The sequence below is a fragment of the Pseudomonas sp. XP1 genome (assembly GCF_053557675.1).
In genome coordinates, this window is record NZ_JBNRIJ010000029.1 from 41,775 (window position 1) to 60,519 (window position 18,745).

The following is an 18,745-nucleotide window of genomic DNA, read 5'->3' on the forward strand; positions in this document are numbered from 1 at the left end:
TTGGCTATCAACCGTGATGAGGCTTTTGCTCATCGGTGGCTTCCAGGGCTGGCTCCTCGGTGGCTGCAGCAGCTTCCTGTGCGGCTTTGGCGGCAGCCTCGGCCTCACGCTTGCGGCGACGCACTTCACGCGGGTCGTTCGGCGCACGGCCGTTGGCCAGGATAACAGTGGCGGGTTCCACCGCCGCAGGGGCTTCGACCGGTGCAGGTTCGACGGCCACTGGTGCAGGCTCGGCCACCACTTCTGGCTGGGCTTCGACAACCGGGGCAGGTTGCTCGGCAACCGGAGCGGCTTCGGCCACGGCTGGGGCCTGCTCGATTTCACCGGCCTCGACGGCAGGTGCTTCTACCGCTGCTTCGGCAACCACTACCGGTTCGGCAGCAGGTGCTTGCTCGACCACTGGCTGCGGAGTGACTTCGACCACTGGCTCGGCAGTTGCCTCGACCACGGCCACAGGCTCGCTGACCGGCAGCTCGACCACGGGGGCCACGGCCACTTCTTCAGCTTTGGCAGCAGCTTCGATCTTCTCGACCGGCTGGGCGACTTCGCTGTTGTCGGTTTCCGCTACGGCGGCGACCTCGGCAGTGGCAAGCTCGGCCTGCTGGTTGGCCTGTGCTTCAGCGTCGGCACTGATGTTGCTGCTGGCGACAGCGGCAGTCACGGCCAGGCCGGCGGCCAGTTCGGCACCCAGCTCGGTGGCCTGATGCGGTTGAGGCTGCTCTTCGCTGCCTTCTTCCTCGCTGCCATCGATCAGCTCGCCGTTGGCGTTGCGCTGACGCTCACGACGGTTGCTGCGACGACGCTGGCCACGGGAACGGCGGCGTGGGCGCTCGCCATCGTTGCCTTCCTGTTCGTCCTGCAGCAGCTCTTCGTTCGGCAGTTGCTCTTCGGCCAGCTCGGCAGCCTGCTCGGCGGCTTCTTCGGCTGCGCGTGGCTGACGCTCTTCACGTGGTGGGCGAGGGGCACGTTCTTCGCGTGGAGCACGTTCTTCACGAGGTGCGCGCTCTTCACGTGGGGCACGTTCTTCGCGAGGTGCGCGTTCTTCACGCGGTGCGCGTTCTTCACGCGGTGCGCGTTCTTCACGTGGAGCACGCTCTTCACGCGGGGCGCGTTCTTCGCGAGGTGCGCGCTCTTCACGTGGGGCGCGTTCTTCGCGTGGAGCACGTTCTTCACGGGCCACACGTTCCTCGCGCGGCTGACGTTCCTCGCGCTCGGCAGGGGTAGCGTCCAGTGGTTCACGCAGTTCACGCACGCGCTCTTCGCCACGGTTGCCACGGCGGTCTTCGCGTGGCTGGCGTGGTGCACGTTCTTCACGCGGTGCACGCTCTTCGCGTGGGGCGCGTTCTTCACGTGGTGCACGCTCTTCGCGTGGGGCTCGTTCTTCGCGTGGCGCTCGTTCTTCACGAGGTGCGCGCTCGGCACGCTCTTCACGTGGTTTGCGCTCTTCGTCGCGGCGGCCGTTGCGGTTGCGGCTCTGCTGGCGGCCGTTGCGGCGTTCTTCGTTGCGTGGGCTACGCTCGGCGGCTGGCTTCTCGGCGGCGGTGACAACCGGCGCGGCGGCAGGCTCTTCCTTGCCGGCGAACAGGCTTACCAGCGACTTCACCAGGCCCTTGAACAGGCTTGGCTCCGGGGCGACCGGGGCAGGGGCGACCGGTGCGGCAGGCTGCTGCTCTTCGACAGTGGCCGGCACCGGCGCGTTGGCGCGGGCCGGGGCGGTCTTGACTGCGGCTTCCTGGCGAACCAGGGTGCGGGTGGCGGTCGGTTGCGGTGCTTCTTCGGCTTCGGCGGCGGCGATCTCGTAGCTGGACTGGTTGTTCAGCACTTCCGGGTTGTCGTCGCGCAGGCGCTGGACTTCGAAGTGCGGGGTTTCCAGGTGATCGTTCGGCAGGATGATGATGCGCGCACGGGTGCGCAGTTCGATCTTGGTGATCGAGTTGCGCTTCTCGTTGAGCAGGAAGGCAGCCACCGGGATCGGCACCTGGGCACGAACTTCGGCGGTGCGGTCCTTCAGGGCCTCTTCTTCGATCAGGCGCAGGATGGCCAGCGACAGCGATTCGACGTCACGGATGATGCCGGTGCCGGAGCAGCGTGGGCAGACGATGCCGCTGCTTTCGCCCAGCGACGGGCGCAGGCGCTGACGGGACATTTCCAGCAGGCCGAAGCGAGAAATGCGGCCGACCTGGACGCGGGCACGGTCGGCTTCCAGGCACTCGCGAACACGTTCTTCGACGGCGCGCTGGTTTTTCGCCGGGGTCATGTCGATGAAGTCGATGACGATCAGGCCGCCGATGTCACGCAGGCGCAGCTGGCGGGCGATTTCCTCGGCCGCTTCCAGGTTGGTCTGCAGGGCGGTTTCTTCGATGTCGCTGCCTTTTGTGGCGCGCGCCGAGTTGATGTCGATGGACACCAGGGCTTCGGTCGGGTCGATCACGATCGAACCGCCGGACGGCAGGTCGACCACGCGCTGGAAGGCGGTCTCGATCTGGCTTTCGATCTGGAAACGGTTGAACAGCGGCACGCTGTCTTCGTACAGCTTGACCTTGCTGGCGTACTGCGGCATCACCTGGCGGATGAAGGTCAGGGCTTCTTCCTGGGCATCGATGCTGTCGATCAGCACTTCACCGATGTCCTGGCGCAGGTAGTCGCGGATGGCGCGGATGATGACGTTGCTTTCCTGGTAGATCAGGAATGGCGCGGCGCGGTCCTGGGACGCTTCCTTGATGGCGGTCCACAGTTGCAGCAGGTAGTCGAGGTCCCACTGCATTTCTTCACTGCTGCGGCCAAGGCCGGCAGTGCGCACGATCAGGCCCATGTCGCCCGGCACGGTCAGGCCGTTCAGGGCTTCACGCAGTTCGTTGCGCTCTTCGCCTTCGATGCGGCGGGAAATGCCGCCAGCGCGCGGGTTGTTCGGCATCAGCACCAGGTAGCGGCCGGCCAGGCTGATGAAGGTGGTGAGGGCGGCGCCTTTGTTGCCACGCTCTTCCTTCTCGACCTGGACGATGACTTCCTGGCCTTCGCTCAGTACTTCCTTGATGTTGACCCGCCCTTCGGGGGTTTTCTTGAAGTATTCGCGGGAGATTTCTTTCAGCGGCAGGAAGCCGTGACGTTCGGAACCGAAGTCGACGAAGGCGGCTTCGAGGCTGGGTTCGATGCGGGTGATCTTGCCTTTGTAGATGTTGGCCTTTTTCTGCTCGCGCGCGCCGGACTCGATGTCCAGGTCGTAGAGACGTTGGCCGTCCACCAGGGCTACACGCAACTCTTCGGGTTGAGTTGCGTTAATCAGCATTCTTTTCATGTTGTACCGTCGGTTTCCGGGCTGCCGGAAACGGCGTTCGGCACACACGACGTCTCATGGTCGGTGCCAAGGTGCGCAAAGGGTGGCCGGGCCACCCCCGTGTCGAGCGACGTTCGGCACCAGCCGGTTGCCCAGCCTGCCGTTGTCGCGACGACGCGTCCTGTTTGCTGCGGTGCCAACAAGGCCCCGGTGGCTTCGAATTGGAATCCGAATCAACCAAGCGGGCCTTGTGCACTCAGTCAGGAGGAGGAATCAACCGTCAGCCGTGGACGCCCGGGGGCATCTGTTCAGGACCTTATCCGCTCGCCAGCCGTTCAGTGGGCTGGTGGGCCGGACGCGGTGCTACACGGTCCGAGGGCTGTGCATCTCCACCCTGCACGTATCCCTGATAATTCGGGTGCTGCCGCGCGCTGAATCCGCAACGGGTTGCATTTTTCGCCAGCGCAGGTTCTGCGCTGGCGCCATTCATGTCCAAGGCAGGTATTTCCGAAGCATTCGCCGGGCGTTGCGTGGAAGCGACGGGGCGGGCAGAGGTGCAGCGAAAAGAATCGGGTAAGCAGGTGAAACACCGCACTTGTCGTTTTTTTTCGGTCTTCTCTACACAGCGCTGGTGGCGATTCCAGGCAATTCGGTAAACTGGCGAAAACCCCGTAGGACGGCCTCGCGTCCTGCAGAATTGCGTTGGTCAGGGGCCGGCTAGGAGCCTGGTGCCGCTGGCCTGCCGCTTTTGGCGGCGTTCGCGACTATAGCAGCAATGATTAAGTGCTTCAATTCCATAAAAAATTGTTATGATCCCGCCATGACGACCAATACCCCTCCGACTTCCGGCGTTCAGCTGATCGAAGTCGCGCCGGAGCTTGCCGGCCAACGCATCGACAATTTTCTCATCACGGCCCTCAAGGGCGTGCCCAAGACCCTGGTGTACCGCATCCTGCGCAAGGGTGAAGTGCGGGTCAACAAGGGCCGCGTCAAGCCGGAGTACAAGATCCAGGCCGGTGACATCGTGCGGGTACCGCCCGTCCGCCTGCCGGAACGTGACGAACCGGCGCCGGTGGCCCAAGGCCTGTTGCAGCGCCTGGAAGCGGCCATCGTCTACGAAGACAAGGCGCTAATCGTGATGAACAAGCCGGCGGGCATCGCCGTGCATGGCGGCAGTGGTCTGAGCTTCGGCGTGATCGAGGCGCTGCGCCAACTGCGCCCGGATGCCAAGGAACTGGAACTGGTGCACCGACTGGACCGTGACACCTCCGGCCTGCTGATGATCGCCAAGAAGCGCAGCATGCTGCGTCACCTGCATGCCGCGCTGCGTGGCGACGGTGTCGACAAGCGCTACATGGCGCTGGTGCGCGGCCATTGGCCGACCTCGAAGAAGCAGGTCAGTGCGCCGTTGCTCAAGAGCAACCTGCGTTCCGGTGAGCGCATGGTCGAGGTGAACGACGAGGGCAAGGAGGCACTGACCCTGTTCCGCGTGCTGCGCCGCTTCGGCGAGTTCGCCACCATTGTCGAGGCGCGCCCGATCACTGGACGTACCCACCAGATCCGCGTGCACACCCTGCATGCCGGGCATATGATCGCTGGCGACAGCAAGTACGGCGACGAAGATTTCAGCCGTGAAATTCGCGACTTGGGCGGCAAGCGCCTGTTCCTGCATGCCTACGCGCTGACCGTGCCGCTGCCGGATGGTGGCGAATTGAAGCTCGAGGCGCCGGTGGATGAAGTCTGGGCGAAAACCGTTGAACGTCTGAGTGCGTCCTGATCCATGAAAAAAGGCTACGAGCTACTGATCTTCGACTGGGACGGCACCTTGGCTGACTCGATCGGGCGTATCGTCGAGGCGATGAATGCCGCCGCCGAGCGTGCCGGTGAGGTGCAAAGCAGCGAGGATGCGGTCAAGGGCATCATCGGTCTGGCCCTCGGCGAGGCGATCCACACCCTGTACCCGCACCTGGCGCCTGCTCAGGTCGAAAGCTTTCGTCAGCACTATGCAGATATCTACATGGCCCTGGACCAGCAGCCCTCGCCGCTGTTCGAGGGAGTGGTCGAGTCGCTGGATGCCTTCCGTGCCGAGGGTTACCGCCTGGCGGTGGCCACCGGCAAGGCGCGTCGCGGGCTGGACCGGGTGCTCAAGGCCAATGGCTGGGAGCAGTTTTTCGACATCACTCGCGCCGCCGACGAGACCCGCGGCAAGCCGCACCCGCTGATGCTCGAGGAAATCCTCGGTTATTGCGGTGTCGAACCGGGGCGTGCGTTGATGGTTGGCGATTCGGCATTTGACCTGCAGATGGCCAGCAATGCCGGCATGCATTCGGTGGCCGTGGGCTATGGTGCCATGTCGCTGCAGGCGCTGGCCGAGTTTGGCCCGCAGGTATGCATCGATCATTTTTCCCAGTTGCGCGAGTGGCTGGGTGGTTCCGCAATTCCATTTCCAAGGTAGGTAAGCATGGCAGACGAATGGAAAGCCCCCGAGGCCGAACCCGAGGAGCGCGAAGAGCGCAAAAGCTGGAAGCTACTGGAAAAGACCCTGCTGGCAGGTGTTCAGGAGCAGCGCCGGGCGCGACGCTGGGGGATCTTCTTCAAGTTGCTGACCTTCGTCTACCTGTTCGGCATCCTGATTCTATTCACACCGTTGATGGACATGGACAAGGCTGCGTCGCGCAGTGCCAGCCATACCGCGCTGGTCGAGGTGCGCGGGGTGATTGCCGACCAGGAGCCGGCCAGCGCCGACAATATCGTCAAGAGCCTGCGCGAGGCGTTCAAGGACAGCAAGACCAAGGCTGTGGTGATGCGCATCAACAGCCCGGGAGGCAGCCCGGTACAGTCGGGTTACGTGTATGACGAAATCCGCCGTCTGCGGGCCGAATACCCGGCCATCAAGCTGTATGCGGTCATCGCCGACCTTGGCGCTTCCGGTGCCTACTACATCGCCAGTGCGGCGGACGAGATCTATGCCGACAAGGCCAGCCTGGTGGGCTCGATTGGTGTGACCGCAGCCGGTTATGGCTTTGTCGGCACCATGGAGAAGCTGGGTGTGGAGCGGCGTACCTACACTGCAGGCGAGCACAAGGCCTTTCTCGATCCGTTCTCGCCGCAGAAGCCGGAAGAGACCAAGTTCTGGCAGGGCGTGCTGAATACCACGCACCAGCAGTTCATCGCCATGGTCAAGCAGGGGCGGGGCGAACGCCTGAAGGACAAGGAGCATCCGGAGCTGTTCAGTGGCCTGATCTGGTCGGGCGAGCAGGCCAAGGAGTTGGGCCTGGTGGATGGGCTGGGCAGTGCCAGCTATGTGGCGCGCGAAATCGTGGGCGAGAAGGAACTGGTGGACTTCACCGTGCAGGAGTCGGCGTTCGATCGCTTCTCCAAGCGTGTGGGGGCCAGTGTTGCCGAGCGCCTGGCGATGTGGATGGGGTTCCAGGGGCCGCAGTTGCGCTGATCCGGGATTGCCGGGGTCGCAGCGCGGCCCCGAATCTTCAGGGAATCACCACGCCTTCCTTGGTCAGCATGTCCACCAGCCGAATCAGCGGCAGCCCGATCAGGCTGGTCGCATCGCACCCGTGCGTGCTCTGGAACAGGCTCACTCCCAGCCCCTCGGCCTTGAAGCTGCCGGCACAGTCCAGCGGCTGTTCTGCCGTCACATAGCGTTCCACTCGCTCCCGGTCCAGTTCGCGCAGGGTCACGGTAAACGGCACGCAGTCCACCTGGCAGTGCCCGGTGGCGCTGTTCAGCAATGCCAGCCCGGTCAGAAAGCTTACCTGCTGCCCGCTGCACTCCAGCAGCTGCTCGCAGGCCCGCTCGAAGGTGTGCGGCTTGCCCAGTACCTGCTCGCCCAGCACCGCAACCTGGTCCGAGCCGATGATCAGGTGCCCGGGGTGGCTGCCCGCCAGAGCCTCGGCTTTTTGCCTGGCCAGCCGGCGCACCAGTTCCACCGCCGGTTCGTCGTCCAGGCGCCGCTCGTCTATATCGGGGCTTGCCCAGGTGAAGGGCAGGCGCAGGCGCGCGAGCAGTTCGCGGCGGTAGGTAGAGCTGGAAGCCAGTAACAGAGGAAGCATGGTAGACTCCTGATTCGGTTGAACAAATTCTATCACGCACGATGCCGCCGAATTTCCTTTGACAGGGGCGGGGGGCATCCCTAGAATGCTGCGCCTATGTTGAATGACCCGATTCCACCTCACGTTGACCCGCGCAAATTAGCCGATCGTGGCGTAACCCTTAACGGTTCGCTGCAGCTCGCTGATTTGGAAAGACTCTGCGACCCGCTTTCCGACAATGTCGGTACGGTGCAGGCGAAGTTCGATTTTGAACGAGATGAACAGCACGTGGTGGTTATCCACAGCGAGCTGGACGTCGAAGTCAAGATGGTTTGCCAGCGTTGTCTTGAGCTGGTCACCCTGCCGATCCACAGCGAATGTACATACGCTGTGGTGAAGGAGGGTGCGAATACCCAGTCGTTGCCGAAAGGCTATGACGTGCTGGAACTGGGCGAAGATCCTTTGGATCTGCAGGCATTGATCGAAGAGGAGCTTTTGCTCGCCTTGCCAATCGTGCCTGCTCATCATCCGGAAGAATGCCAGCAGCCGGCGGGCGCAGACGAGCCCGAATCGAGCAAGGACGAGGTATCGCGGTCCAACCCGTTCAGTGTTTTGGCGCAGTTAAAGCGTGACCCAAACGTTTAGGAGTTAATCAATTATGGCTGTTCAGCAGAACAAAAAATCCCGCTCTGCCCGTGACATGCGCCGTTCGCACGACGCCCTGTCGGAAAACGCGCTGTCGGTAGAGAAAACCACCGGTGAAGTACACCTGCGTCACCACGTTTCGCCAGAAGGCGTATACCGTGGTCGCAAAGTGATCGACAAGGGCGCTGACGAGTAATCCTTGTCCGCTCAGATCATCGCGATCGACGCAATGGGCGGGGACTTCGGTCCCCGCAGCATTGTCCAGGCTAGCATTGCCTGCCTTTCGGCTACCCCCTCGCTGCAGCTGACCCTCGTCGGTCAACCCTCCCTCCTTGAAGATCTTGTCAGCGGCCTTGCGGCTGCGGATCGCGCGCGCCTGCAAATCGTGGCCGCCAGCGAGGTGATCGGCATGGACGAGCGGCCATCCCAGGCGTTGCGCGGCAAGCCGGACTCGTCGATGCGCATCGCCCTCGAACTGGTACGTGACGGCAAGGCGCAGGCTTGCGTCAGCGCCGGCAATACCGGGGCGCTGATGGCGCTCTCGCGTTTCGTGCTCAAGACACTGCCGGGTATCGACCGGCCGGCCATGGTGGCGGCGATCCCGACCCAGACCGGTTACTGCCAGTTGCTCGACCTTGGTGCCAACGTCGACTGCAGCGCCGAGAACCTCTACCAGTTCGCGGTGATGGGCTCGGTGGCCGCCCAGGCCCTGGGCGTGCAGCGGCCGCGTGTGGCACTGCTGAACATCGGTACCGAGGACATCAAGGGCAACCAGCAGGTCAAGCTGGCGGCCAGCCTGTTGCAGAATGCCCGCGGGCTCAACTACATAGGCTTCGTCGAAGGTGACGGGTTGTATCGCGGCGAAGCCGATGTGGTTGTGTGCGACGGGTTCGTCGGCAACATCCTGCTCAAGTCGAGCGAGGGGTTGGCGACGATGATCGGCGCGCGCATCGAGCAGTTGTTCAAGGGGGGCGTGTTGTCGCGGGCAGCCGGAGCTGTGGCCATGCCGCTGCTCAAGCGCCTGCAGGCCGACCTCGCACCGGCGCGGCACAATGGCGCGAGTTTCCTGGGGTTGCAGGGCATTGTCATCAAGAGCCATGGTTCGGCGGGGGTGCAGGGCTTCCAGAGTGCCATCCAGCGGGCGTTGATCGAGATCCAGGAAAACCTGCCGCAGCGCTTGCATGGGCGGCTCGAGGACCTGCTGTTGTAGCCTGTGCCGGCCCGTTCGCGGGCAAACTTGTTCAGGCCTGTGGTAACCCTGCGGGAGCGGGTTTACCCGCGAAAGGGCCAGTGCCGAAGGAATAAAGGCCTTAGGCATATCGACGATGAAGTGCTTAAATGTGACCGCTTGGTCTGCGTCTTCATCCAAGCTTTCAGATTCCGCGCCTGGCCCAGGGCCTGGCGCACCCTATCCGACGACAAGATCATAAGGGCTTGTTCAATGTCTGCATCTCTCGCATTCGTCTTTCCCGGTCAAGGTTCCCAGTCGCTGGGCATGCTCGCCGAGCTCGGCGCCGAGAAGCCAGTGATCATCGAAACCTTCAAGGAAGCGTCCGAGGCACTCGGTTACGACCTGTGGAAGCTGGTCCAGGAAGGCCCGGAAGAGCAACTCAACCAGACCGACAAGACCCAGCCGGCCATCCTCACCGCGTCCATCGCGCTGTGGCGCCTGTGGCTGGAAGAGGGCGGTGCCAGGCCGGCCTTCGTCTCTGGCCACAGCCTGGGTGAATACAGTGCCCTGGTTGCCGCCGGCAGCCTGAGCCTGAAAGATGCCGTGCGCCTGGTCGAGCGCCGTGGCCAGCTGATGCAGGAAGCCGTGCCAGCCGGCCATGGCGCCATGGCCGCCATTCTCGGCCTGGACGACGCCGTGGTCGTGGAAATCTGCGCCGAAGCGGCCGAAGACCAGGTGGTCAGCGCGGTCAACTTCAACTCGCCAGGCCAGGTGGTCATCGCCGGCAACAAGGCCGCCGTCGATCGCGCCATCGAGCTGTGCAAGGCCAAGGGTGCCAAGCGCGCCCTGCCGCTGGCGGTCAGCGTGCCGTCGCACTGCGCGCTGATGAAGCCTGCTGCCGAGCGCTTTGCCGACGCGGTCAACGCCATCGAGTGGAAGGCTCCGCAAATTCCGGTGGTGCAGAACGTTACTGCCGCAGTAGCTGCCGACCTCGATGCTCTCAAGCACGACCTGCTGGCGCAGCTGTACCAGCCAGTGCGCTGGGTCGAGTGCGTGCAGACCCTGGCCGCCAACGGTGCGGTCAACCTGGTCGAGTGCGGCCCGGGCAAGGTCCTCGCCGGCCTGAACAAGCGTTGCGCCGATGGCGTGACCACCTACAACCTCAATACCCCTGACGCCGTCGCCGCCACCCGCGCGGCACTGGCCTGATTTGGAGAAGCTTGCATGAGCCTGCAAGGTAAAGTTGCACTGGTCACCGGCGCCAGCCGTGGCATTGGCCAGGCCATCGCCCTCGAGCTGGGCCGCCAGGGCGCGACCGTGATCGGCACCGCCACTTCGGCTTCCGGCGCCGAGCGTATTGCTGCCACCCTGAAAGAACACGGCATCACCGGTACCGGCATGGAATTGAACGTGACCAGCGCCGAATCGGTTGAAGCTGTGCTGGCCGCCATCGGCGAGCAGTTCGGCGCACCGGCCATCCTGGTCAACAACGCCGGTATTACCCGTGACAACCTCATGCTGCGCATGAAGGACGACGAGTGGTTCGATGTGATCGATACCAACCTGAACAGCCTCTACCGTCTGTCCAAGGGTGTGCTGCGTGGCATGACCAAGGCACGTTGGGGTCGTATCATCAGCATCGGCTCGGTCGTCGGTGCCATGGGCAACGCTGGCCAGGCCAACTACGCGGCCGCGAAGGCCGGCCTGGAAGGCTTCAGCCGCGCCCTGGCGCGTGAAGTGGGCTCGCGTGGCATCACTGTCAACTCGGTGACCCCGGGCTTCATTGACACCGACATGACCCGCGAGCTGCCAGAAGCGCAGCGCGAAGCCCTGCAGACCCAGATCCCGCTGGGCCGCCTGGGCCAGGCCGACGAAATCGCCAAGGTGGTTTCGTTCCTGGCATCCGACGGCGCAGCCTACGTAACCGGCGCCACCGTGCCGGTCAACGGCGGGATGTACATGTAATACTGCAACTCAATGTGACGGATTTCGTAAAAAAAGAGTCATACTGCGAGCCTAAAATCCGTTATAAAGCTGCAACCAGATTCCAGGCAGCGGGTGTGGTGACTGGTGTGAAGGTGCGTTTAGCTTGAAAAGCGAACGTCTTTCTATAAAATTAGCCACCGGCCAGCTGCCTGACATATGTCCATTAGGAGTGAAAACTAGGTATGAGCACCATCGAAGAACGCGTCAAGAAAATCGTCGCCGAGCAACTGGGCGTCAAGGAAGAGGAAGTGACTCTCGAGAAGTCCTTCGTCGATGACCTGGGTGCCGATTCGCTTGACACCGTTGAGCTGGTGATGGCTCTGGAAGAGGAATTCGAGACCGAAATCCCTGACGAAGAAGCCGAGAAGATCACTACCGTTCAAGCTGCCGTAGACTACGTCAAAGCCCACCAGGCCTAAGACGCTGTAGTCGACGCTTCTTGTCGGGAAAAACCGCACTGCCTTTGCCGGCGTGCGGTTTTTTCTTTGCGAGCACCCTGCGTTTTGCAGGTCGGTCTCGTTCACCGGGTACCAAGAGCTTGTTGCCATTTCATTCCATTGCTTGAATGCAATGGCAAGAAACTCTGTCATTAGAAAAGGAGAGTACTGTGTCGCGTAGACGCGTCGTGGTCACCGGTATGGGTATGCTGTCGCCACTGGGTACTGATGTACCGAGCACCTGGCAGGGCATTCTGGCTGGCCGCAGTGGCATCGGTCCGATCGAACACACGGACCTGTCTGCCTACTCCACCCGTTTTGGCGGCTCGGTGAAAGGCTTCGAGGTCGAGCAATACCTGTCGGCCAAAGAGGCCCGCAAGCTCGACCTGTTCATCCAGTATGGCCTGGCGGCCGGGTTTCAGGCGGTGCGTAATGCCGGCCTGGAGGTCACCGACGCCAACCGCCAGCGTATTGGCGTGGCCATGGGCTCGGGTATCGGCGGCCTGACCAACATCGAAGAAACCAGCCGCACCCTGCACGATTCGGGGCCGCGTCGTATTTCGCCGTTCTTCGTGCCGGGCTCGATCATCAACATGATCTCCGGGTTCCTGTCGATCCACCTGGGGCTGCAGGGGCCGAACTACGCCATTGCCACTGCCTGCACCACTGGTACGCACTGCATCGGCATGGCCGCGCGCAACATCGCCTACGGTGAAGCCGATGTGATGATCGCCGGCGGCGCCGAAATGGCCGCCTGCGGCCTGGGCATGGGCGGCTTCGGTGCCTCCCGCGCGCTGTCCACTCGCAACGACGAGCCGACCCGGGCCAGCCGTCCGTGGGACAAGGGCCGTGACGGCTTCGTGCTTTCCGACGGTGCCGGTGCCCTGGTGCTCGAAGAGCTGGAGCACGCCAAGGCCCGCGGCGCGACCATCTATGCCGAGCTGGTCGGCTTCGGCATGAGCGGTGACGCCTATCACATGACTTCGCCACCCGACACCGGCGAAGGCGCTGCCCGTTGCATGGCCAACGCCTTGCGTGATGCCGGCATCCAGCCGGAAGAGGTCAGCTACATCAATGCTCATGGCACCTCGACCCCTGCTGGCGACGTGGCCGAAGTGGCGGCGATCAAGCGCGTGTTCGGTGAGCATGCCTACAAGCTGGCGGTCAGCTCGACCAAGTCGATGACCGGTCACCTGCTGGGCGCCGCCGGTGCCGTGGAAGCGATCTTCAGCGTGCTGGCGATCAACAGCCAGATGGCTCCGCCCACCATCAACCTGGACGAGCCGGACGAGGGCTGCGACCTCGACTTCGTACCGCACCAGGCGCGCAGCATGCCGATCGATGTGGTGCTGTCCAACTCGTTCGGCTTTGGCGGTACCAACGGTTCGCTGGTATTCCGCCGGTTCGCCGGTTGATGCAAAGCTGGATCGATGGCCAGCCGGCGGCTGCAATCAACCTGCAGAACCGCGGCCTGGCCTACGGCGATGGGCTGTTCGAGACCATCGCCGTGCGCGGCGGCCGGCCCAGCCTGCTGGAAGGCCATCTCGCACGCCTGGCGCTGGGCTGCCAGCGCCTGGCGATCAATGCCGACCTGGCGCTGGTGCGCGACGAACTCCTGCGCTACGCCAACCAACTCGGTGATGGCGTAGCCAAACTCATCCTTACTCGTGGCGACAGCCAGCGCGGTTACGCGCCGGTTGCCGGTGCCGCGCCGCGTCGTATCCTGCAGGGCAGCCCGTTGCCCAGCTATCCTGTCGAACATGCCGAGCACGGCGTGTGCCTGTTCCCCTGCCAGACCCGGCTTGGGGAACAACCGCTGCTGGCCGGCCTCAAACACCTCAACCGCCTGGAGCAGGTGCTGGCCCGTGCCGAATGGCAGGGCAGCGAACATGCCGAGGGCCTGATGCGTGATGGGCAGGGCAGGGTGATCGAAGGGGTGTACAGCAATCTGTTCCTGGTGCGCGATGGCGTGCTGTTCACGGCCGACCTCAGCCGCTGTGGCGTCGCTGGCGTGATGCGGGCCGCGTTGCTGGAACAGGCAGCGCTGCTGGGCATCCCGGTGCAGGTCTGCGACCTGCCGTTCGACGCGCTGGAGCAGGCAGATGAAGTATTTGTCTGCAACAGCGTCTACGGTGTCTGGCCCGTGCGTGGCTTTGCCGCGCTAAACTGGTCGCCGGGCCCGCTCACCCGTAAACTGCAGGCCGTTGCCCGTACGTTACTGGAAACCTGAATTCGTGAGACGTAAATTCCTGCTGCTGCTGGAAATGGGCTTGATCCTCGCCGGCCTTGCCGTGGGCTGGTCGGCCTGGAAGGTCAACTCGGTGCTGGAGCAGCCCCTGCACGTGACGCAGGAGCGCCTGCTCGACGTGCCCAATGGCACCACCCCCAACCGCATGTTCTATCGCATGCAGAACGAAGGGTTGCTCGACGACGCCGTCTGGTTGCGCCTGTACTGGCGCTTCAACATGGCCGGCACCCCCCTGCACACCGGCGAGTACCGCCTGACCCCCGGCATGACCGTGGAGCAGTTGTTCGATGCCTGGCGTCGGGCCGACGTGGTGCAGTACAACCTGACCCTGGTCGAAGGCTGGACCTTCCGCCAGGTGCGTTCGGCCGTGGCCAAGCATGAAAAGATCAAGCACACGCTGGATGGGCTGTCCGATTCGGAAGTGATGGACAAGCTCGGCCATACCGGTGTGTTCCCCGAGGGGCGCTTCTTCCCGGACACCTACCGCTTCGTGCGCGGCATGAGCGATGTCGAATTGCTGCAGCAGGCCTATATGCGCCTGGATGAAGTGCTGGCCAAGGAATGGGCCGAGCGCACAGCCGACCTGCCATACCGTGACCCGTACCAGGCGCTGATCATGGCCTCGCTGGTAGAAAAGGAAACCGGCATTCCCCAGGAGCGCGGGCAGATTGCCGGCGTTTTCGTGCGGCGCCTGCGCCTGGGCATGATGCTGCAGACTGACCCGACGGTGATCTACGGCATGGGTGAGCGCTACAACGGCAAGATCACCCGCGCCGACCTGCGCGAGCCGACGCCCTACAACACCTACACCATCACCGGCCTGCCGCCGACCCCGATCGCCATGGTCGGTCGCGAAGCGATTCACGCGGCGCTCAACCCGGCCGATGGCACAAGCCTGTACTTCGTCGCCCGTGGCGATGGCAGCCACGTGTTTTCCGACGACCTCGACGACCACAACTCGGCGGTGCGCGAGTTCCAGCTCAAGCGCCGTGCGGACTACCGTTCCAGCCCCGCGCCGCAATCGCAGTCAGAGCCGCAGCCACAAACACAACCAAGTGTCGACGAGGCCGAACAGCCCGAGGCGCCTGCCGATGAATCTACAGCGCAGCCAGCGCCCGACCAGCCGCCTGTGCAGGACGCTCCTGCCGGTGGCGCGCAAGCGGCCGAACGGCCGCTGCCTGACGAACAACATTAAGGACTGCCTGTGAGCGGCTTGTTTATTACTTTGGAAGGCCCCGAAGGCGCGGGCAAGAGCACCAACCGCGACTACCTGGCTGCGCGCCTGTGCGAGCAGGGTTTGGACGTGGTGCTGACCCGTGAGCCCGGCGGCACGCCGCTGGCCGAAAAGGTGCGCGAGCTGCTGCTGGCGCCCAGCGATGAAAGCATGGCGGCCGACACCGAACTGTTGCTGGTGTTCGCTGCGCGTGCCCAGCACCTGGCGCAGGTGATCCGGCCGGCACTGGCCCGCGGGGCGGTTGTCTTGTGTGACAGGTTTACCGATGCCACATACGCCTATCAGGGCGGCGGGCGCGGTTTGCCTGTCGAGCGTATCGCCACCCTGGAGCAATTCGTCCAGGGCGATTTGCGCCCGGACCTGACCCTGGTCTTCGACCTGCCGGTCGAAGTGGGCCTGGCCCGCGCAGCCGCGCGCGGCCGCCTGGACCGTTTCGAGCAGGAAGGCCAGGCGTTCTTCGAAGCGGTGCGTCAGGCCTACCTGCAGCGCGCCAACCGCGAACCACAGCGCTATAGCCTGCTCGACGCCGCCCAACCTCTGGAGGCCGTGCAACGCTCCATCGATGCGTTGCTACCAGGCATCGTGGAGCGTTGCCGTGGCTGAGGCCTATCCCTGGCAGCAGGCCCTCTGGCAGCAACTGGCCGGTCGCAGCCAGCACGCTCACGCCTACCTGCTGCATGGGCCGCAGGGTATCGGCAAGCGGGCCCTGGCCGAGCGCCTGATGGCCCGCCTGCTGTGCCAGCAGCCCCAGGGTATGGAGGCCTGTGGCGGGTGCAAGTCCTGCCTGCTGCTCAAGGCTGGTAGCCACCCGGACAACTTCGTCCTCGAGCCCGAAGAAGCCGACAAACCGATCAAGGTCGACCAGGTGCGCGAGTTGGTGGCCTTTGTGGTGCAGACCGCGCAGTTGGGTGGGCGCAAGGTGGTACTGATCGAGCCGGTGGAAGCGATGAACGTCAACGCCTCCAACGCCCTGCTCAAGAGCCTCGAAGAACCCTCCGGCGATACCGTGTTGCTGTTGGTTACCCACCAGCCCAGCCGCCTGTTGCCGACCATCAAGAGCCGTTGCCAGCAGGTCGCCTGCCCCCAGCCCAGCCTGGCCCAGAGCCAGGCCTGGCTGGCCGGCGCGCTGCCCGACAGTGACGAGGCCGAGCGCGACGAGTTGCTGACCCTGGCTGCCGGTTCGCCGCTGATGGCGGTCAGCTTGCAGGCCCAAGGCGTGCGCGAGCAGCGCGCGCTGGTCACCGACGGGGTGAAGAAGCTGCTGAAGCAGCAGCAATCGCCCAGCCAGCTGGCCGATGCCTGGAACGGCGTGCCGCTGTTGCTGCTGTTCGACTGGTTCTGCGATTGGGCGCATCTGATCCTGCGCTACCAATTGACCCAGGACGAGGAGGGTCTAGGCTTGGCCGATATGCGCAAGGTGGTGCAGTACCTGGCGCAGAAGAGCCGTCAGGCCAAGGTGCTGGAGGTGCAGGCGTGGATCCTGGAGCAGCGCCAGAAGGTGCTGGGCAAGGCCAACCTCAACCGCGCCCTGCTGCTTGAATCGCTGCTGGCCCACTGGCTGCAGTTGCCGGGCGCCCGCTGATTTTCATTTTTTCATGTGTGCCGTTATCCCATGCTTGTAGATTCCCATTGCCATCTTGACCGTCTGGACCTGAGCGCCCACCAGGGCTCCCTCGATGCTGCCCTGCAGGCGGCGCGTGAGCGCGGGGTCGGGCATTTCCTGTGTATTGGCGTCAGCGCCGAGAATGCTGGTGCGGTTAAGGCGCTGAGCGAGCGCTACGCCGATGTCGATTGCTCGGTGGGCGTGCACCCGCTGGATCTTGCGCCGGGCGAAACGCCGGCGCTGGAATGGCTGCTGCGCGAACTCGCTCACCCACATGTGGTGGCGATTGGTGAAACCGGGCTGGATTACCACTACGAGCCGGAAGCAGCCGAGCTGCAGCAAGCCTCGTTCCGCCTGCATCTGGAGGCCTCGCGGCAGACCGGCAAACCGGTGATCGTGCATACCCGTGCGGCGCGTGCCGATACCCTGGCGCTGCTGCGCGAGGCCAACCTGCCGCAGGCCGGCGTGCTGCACTGCTTCACCGAAGACTGGGACATGGCCAAGGCGGCGCTGGACCTGGGGTATTACATTTCGTTGTCTGGCATCGTTACCTTCCGCAATGCCGATGCCCTGCGTGAAGTGGCGCGGCAGGTACCGGTCGATCGGCTGCTGGTGGAAACGGATTCGCCGTATCTGGCGCCGATCCCGCATCGGGGCAAGCCGAACCTGCCGCAGTACGTGCGTGAGGTGGCCGAGTATGTGGCTTCGTTGCGCGGGGCCAGTTATGAGCAATTGGCCGAACAGACCACTGCCAACTTCAAGCGCTTGTTCCCGTTGGCGCGGGTGGCCTGACAGCAACTATTCACAATACAACGCCTGAGCGCTCTTGCTCTTGCTCTTGTTTCGGCTTTTGCTTTTAAGCGCGCGATAGTTCAGACGCCGCCGATTGCGACTTCGTTCGGCCTCCTGAAGTCGCGAAGATCAAGATCAAAAGCAAGATCAAAAGCCAGAGCAAGATCAAAAGCTCAGCACGAGCCTCGAGTGGGCGGCCCGTCACGTAAGCAAAAAAAACCCGGGTTCTGGGGGGGGAATCCGGGTTAAGACCATTAGGAGTAAAACAAAGGTACGCGGTCCCTGAGCACCTTTATCGGCGCGCCACTTGGGGGGATGCGCCGCGCCAACACTTCAAGTATTGGCCAGCTTTGGCGCAGTGCCAGTGCATATTGATCGTTTTTTAAACAGATTTGGAATACGCCAACGTTTCATTCCTCCCGCATCGCATGGCCGTAAGCATCGTGAAACACAGACATGCGTGGATGATCCGTGCAATTTCTTGCAAGTTAGGCATAATAAACCGCTTCGATTGTCATCCAGTCCTTCCTATGCAGAAAGAACCTCGTAAGGTCCGTGAGTTTCGCCGTCGCGAACAGGAAATCCTCGACACCGCGCTCAAACTGTTTCTCGAACAGGGGGAAGACAGCGTCACCGTCGAGATGATCGCTGACGCCGTGGGCATCGGCAAAGGCACGATCTACAAGCACTTCAAGTCCAAGGCGGAGATCTACCTGCGCCTGATGCTCGATTACGAGCGCGACCTGAACGCGCTGTTGCATTCGGCCGACGTCGACCGCGACAAGGAAGCCCTGTCGCGAGCCTACTTCGAGTTCCGCATGCGCGATCCGCAGCGGTACCGGCTGTTCGACCGCCTGGAAGAAAAGGTGGTCAAGGGCAACCAGGTACCGGAAATGGTCGAACAGCTGCACAGCATCCGTGCCTCCAATTTCGACCGCCTGACCCAGCTGATCAAGGGCCGTATCAGCGAAGGCAAGCTCGAGGACGTGCCGCCGTATTTCCATTATTGCGCTGCCTGGGCGCTGGTGCACGGCGCCGTGGCGCTGTACCACTCGCCGTTCTGGAGCAATGTGCTGGAGGATCAGGAAGGCTTCTTCCAGTTCCTGATGGACATCGGCGTGCGCATGGGCAACAAGCGCAAGCGCGACCCCGAACCTTCCAACTGAGATAGTGCAGGCTTTCCCTGAAGCCTGCCAGTCAGCGTTATTGGGGCCGCTTTGCGGCCATCGCAGGCAAGCCAGCTTGTGTCTTGAGAGGGGATTAGAATCTGAAGTGAGAGCGGTGAATGGCAAGCTGAATGCCAGAGGTG

The 18,745-nt window shown here is 63.3% G+C and carries 18 protein-coding genes; 16 read left to right on the forward strand and 2 right to left on the reverse strand.

The window, feature by feature from the left end; all coding sequences use genetic code 11:
* Nucleotides 1-7: 7 nt before the first annotated feature.
* On the reverse strand, nucleotides 8-3,295 hold the full coding sequence (gene rne, locus ACK1U9_RS20495) for a ribonuclease E (RefSeq protein WP_153671228.1): 3,288 nt from the start codon (nucleotides 3,293-3,295) through the stop codon (nucleotides 8-10).
* A gap of 799 nt (nucleotides 3,296-4,094) precedes the next feature.
* Between rne and rluC the strand changes: the two genes are divergently transcribed.
* The 3 genes from rluC to sppA are packed head-to-tail and all read left to right on the forward strand — an operon-like array spanning nucleotide 4,095 to nucleotide 6,725.
* On the forward strand, nucleotides 4,095-5,051 hold the full coding sequence (gene rluC, locus ACK1U9_RS20500) for a 23S rRNA pseudouridine(955/2504/2580) synthase RluC (RefSeq protein ID WP_013971570.1): 957 nt from the start codon (nucleotides 4,095-4,097) through the stop codon (nucleotides 5,049-5,051).
* 3 nt (nucleotides 5,052-5,054) lie between these two features.
* Nucleotides 5,055-5,729: an HAD family hydrolase gene (locus ACK1U9_RS20505; protein ID WP_153671229.1), complete on the forward strand. Its 675-nt coding sequence runs from the start codon at nucleotides 5,055-5,057 to the stop codon at nucleotides 5,727-5,729.
* A gap of 6 nt (nucleotides 5,730-5,735) precedes the next feature.
* On the forward strand, nucleotides 5,736-6,725 hold the full coding sequence (gene sppA / locus ACK1U9_RS20510; protein ID WP_153671230.1) for a signal peptide peptidase SppA: 990 nt from the start codon (nucleotides 5,736-5,738) through the stop codon (nucleotides 6,723-6,725).
* Nucleotides 6,726-6,762: 37 nt separating this feature from the next.
* Here the strand turns inward: sppA and ACK1U9_RS20515 are convergent, their stop codons facing one another.
* Nucleotides 6,763-7,341, reverse strand: a complete 579-nt coding sequence (locus tag ACK1U9_RS20515; protein WP_153671231.1) for a Maf family protein — start codon at nucleotides 7,339-7,341, stop codon at nucleotides 6,763-6,765.
* 96 nt (nucleotides 7,342-7,437) lie between these two features.
* Here ACK1U9_RS20515 and ACK1U9_RS20520 point away from each other — a divergent pair, with 96 nt between their 5' ends.
* The 13 genes from ACK1U9_RS20520 (at nucleotide 7,438) to ACK1U9_RS20580 (ending at nucleotide 18,602) form a co-directional block, all read left to right on the forward strand.
* The gene (locus ACK1U9_RS20520; protein ID WP_012313431.1) at nucleotides 7,438-7,965 is read left to right on the forward strand and encodes a YceD family protein; all 528 of its coding nucleotides are present in this window, start codon (nucleotides 7,438-7,440) and stop codon (nucleotides 7,963-7,965) included.
* A 13-nt stretch (nucleotides 7,966-7,978) separates the two neighbouring features.
* Nucleotides 7,979-8,161, forward strand: coding sequence for a 50S ribosomal protein L32 (gene rpmF / locus ACK1U9_RS20525; protein ID WP_010223221.1), 183 nt, complete (start codon nucleotides 7,979-7,981; stop codon nucleotides 8,159-8,161).
* A gap of 3 nt (nucleotides 8,162-8,164) precedes the next feature.
* Nucleotides 8,165-9,175 carry a phosphate acyltransferase PlsX gene (gene plsX / locus ACK1U9_RS20530; protein WP_153671232.1) on the forward strand — a complete coding sequence of 337 codons (1,011 nt, stop codon included), beginning with the start codon at nucleotides 8,165-8,167 and terminating at the stop codon, nucleotides 9,173-9,175.
* A 231-nt stretch (nucleotides 9,176-9,406) separates the two neighbouring features.
* Nucleotides 9,407-10,345 carry an ACP S-malonyltransferase gene (gene fabD / locus ACK1U9_RS20535; protein ID WP_080958534.1) on the forward strand — a complete coding sequence of 313 codons (939 nt, stop codon included), beginning with the start codon at nucleotides 9,407-9,409 and terminating at the stop codon, nucleotides 10,343-10,345.
* Between the two features lie 15 nt (nucleotides 10,346-10,360).
* A complete protein-coding gene (fabG, locus tag ACK1U9_RS20540; protein ID WP_003247160.1) occupies nucleotides 10,361-11,101 on the forward strand; it encodes a 3-oxoacyl-ACP reductase FabG in 741 nt (246 codons plus the stop codon).
* A 203-nt stretch (nucleotides 11,102-11,304) separates the two neighbouring features.
* Nucleotides 11,305-11,541 carry an acyl carrier protein gene (gene acpP / locus ACK1U9_RS20545; protein ID WP_013971576.1) on the forward strand — a complete coding sequence of 79 codons (237 nt, stop codon included), beginning with the start codon at nucleotides 11,305-11,307 and terminating at the stop codon, nucleotides 11,539-11,541.
* A 188-nt stretch (nucleotides 11,542-11,729) separates the two neighbouring features.
* A complete protein-coding gene (gene fabF, locus ACK1U9_RS20550; protein WP_015269411.1) occupies nucleotides 11,730-12,974 on the forward strand; it encodes a beta-ketoacyl-ACP synthase II in 1,245 nt (414 codons plus the stop codon).
* Nucleotides 12,974-13,789 carry an aminodeoxychorismate lyase gene (pabC, locus tag ACK1U9_RS20555; RefSeq protein ID WP_153671234.1) on the forward strand — a complete coding sequence of 272 codons (816 nt, stop codon included), beginning with the start codon at nucleotides 12,974-12,976 and terminating at the stop codon, nucleotides 13,787-13,789. Before fabF ends, pabC begins: the two co-directional genes overlap by 1 nt.
* A gap of 4 nt (nucleotides 13,790-13,793) precedes the next feature.
* Nucleotides 13,794-15,002, forward strand: a complete 1,209-nt coding sequence (gene mltG, locus ACK1U9_RS20560) for an endolytic transglycosylase MltG (RefSeq protein WP_085601468.1) — start codon at nucleotides 13,794-13,796, stop codon at nucleotides 15,000-15,002.
* Between the two features lie 9 nt (nucleotides 15,003-15,011).
* Nucleotides 15,012-15,644 (forward strand): dTMP kinase, encoded by a 633-nt coding sequence (gene tmk, locus ACK1U9_RS20565; protein ID WP_046616995.1) that lies wholly within the window; start codon nucleotides 15,012-15,014, stop codon nucleotides 15,642-15,644.
* Nucleotides 15,637-16,623: a DNA polymerase III subunit delta' gene (locus ACK1U9_RS20570; protein WP_085601469.1), complete on the forward strand. Its 987-nt coding sequence runs from the start codon at nucleotides 15,637-15,639 to the stop codon at nucleotides 16,621-16,623. The genes tmk and ACK1U9_RS20570 overlap by 8 nt, the downstream gene beginning before the upstream one ends.
* Nucleotides 16,624-16,653: 30 nt before the next feature.
* A complete protein-coding gene (locus ACK1U9_RS20575) occupies nucleotides 16,654-17,436 on the forward strand; it encodes a TatD family hydrolase (protein ID WP_046616993.1) in 783 nt (260 codons plus the stop codon).
* A 530-nt stretch (nucleotides 17,437-17,966) separates the two neighbouring features.
* On the forward strand, nucleotides 17,967-18,602 hold the full coding sequence (locus ACK1U9_RS20580; RefSeq protein ID WP_003260720.1) for a TetR/AcrR family transcriptional regulator: 636 nt from the start codon (nucleotides 17,967-17,969) through the stop codon (nucleotides 18,600-18,602).
* Nucleotides 18,603-18,745 lie beyond the last annotated feature (143 nt).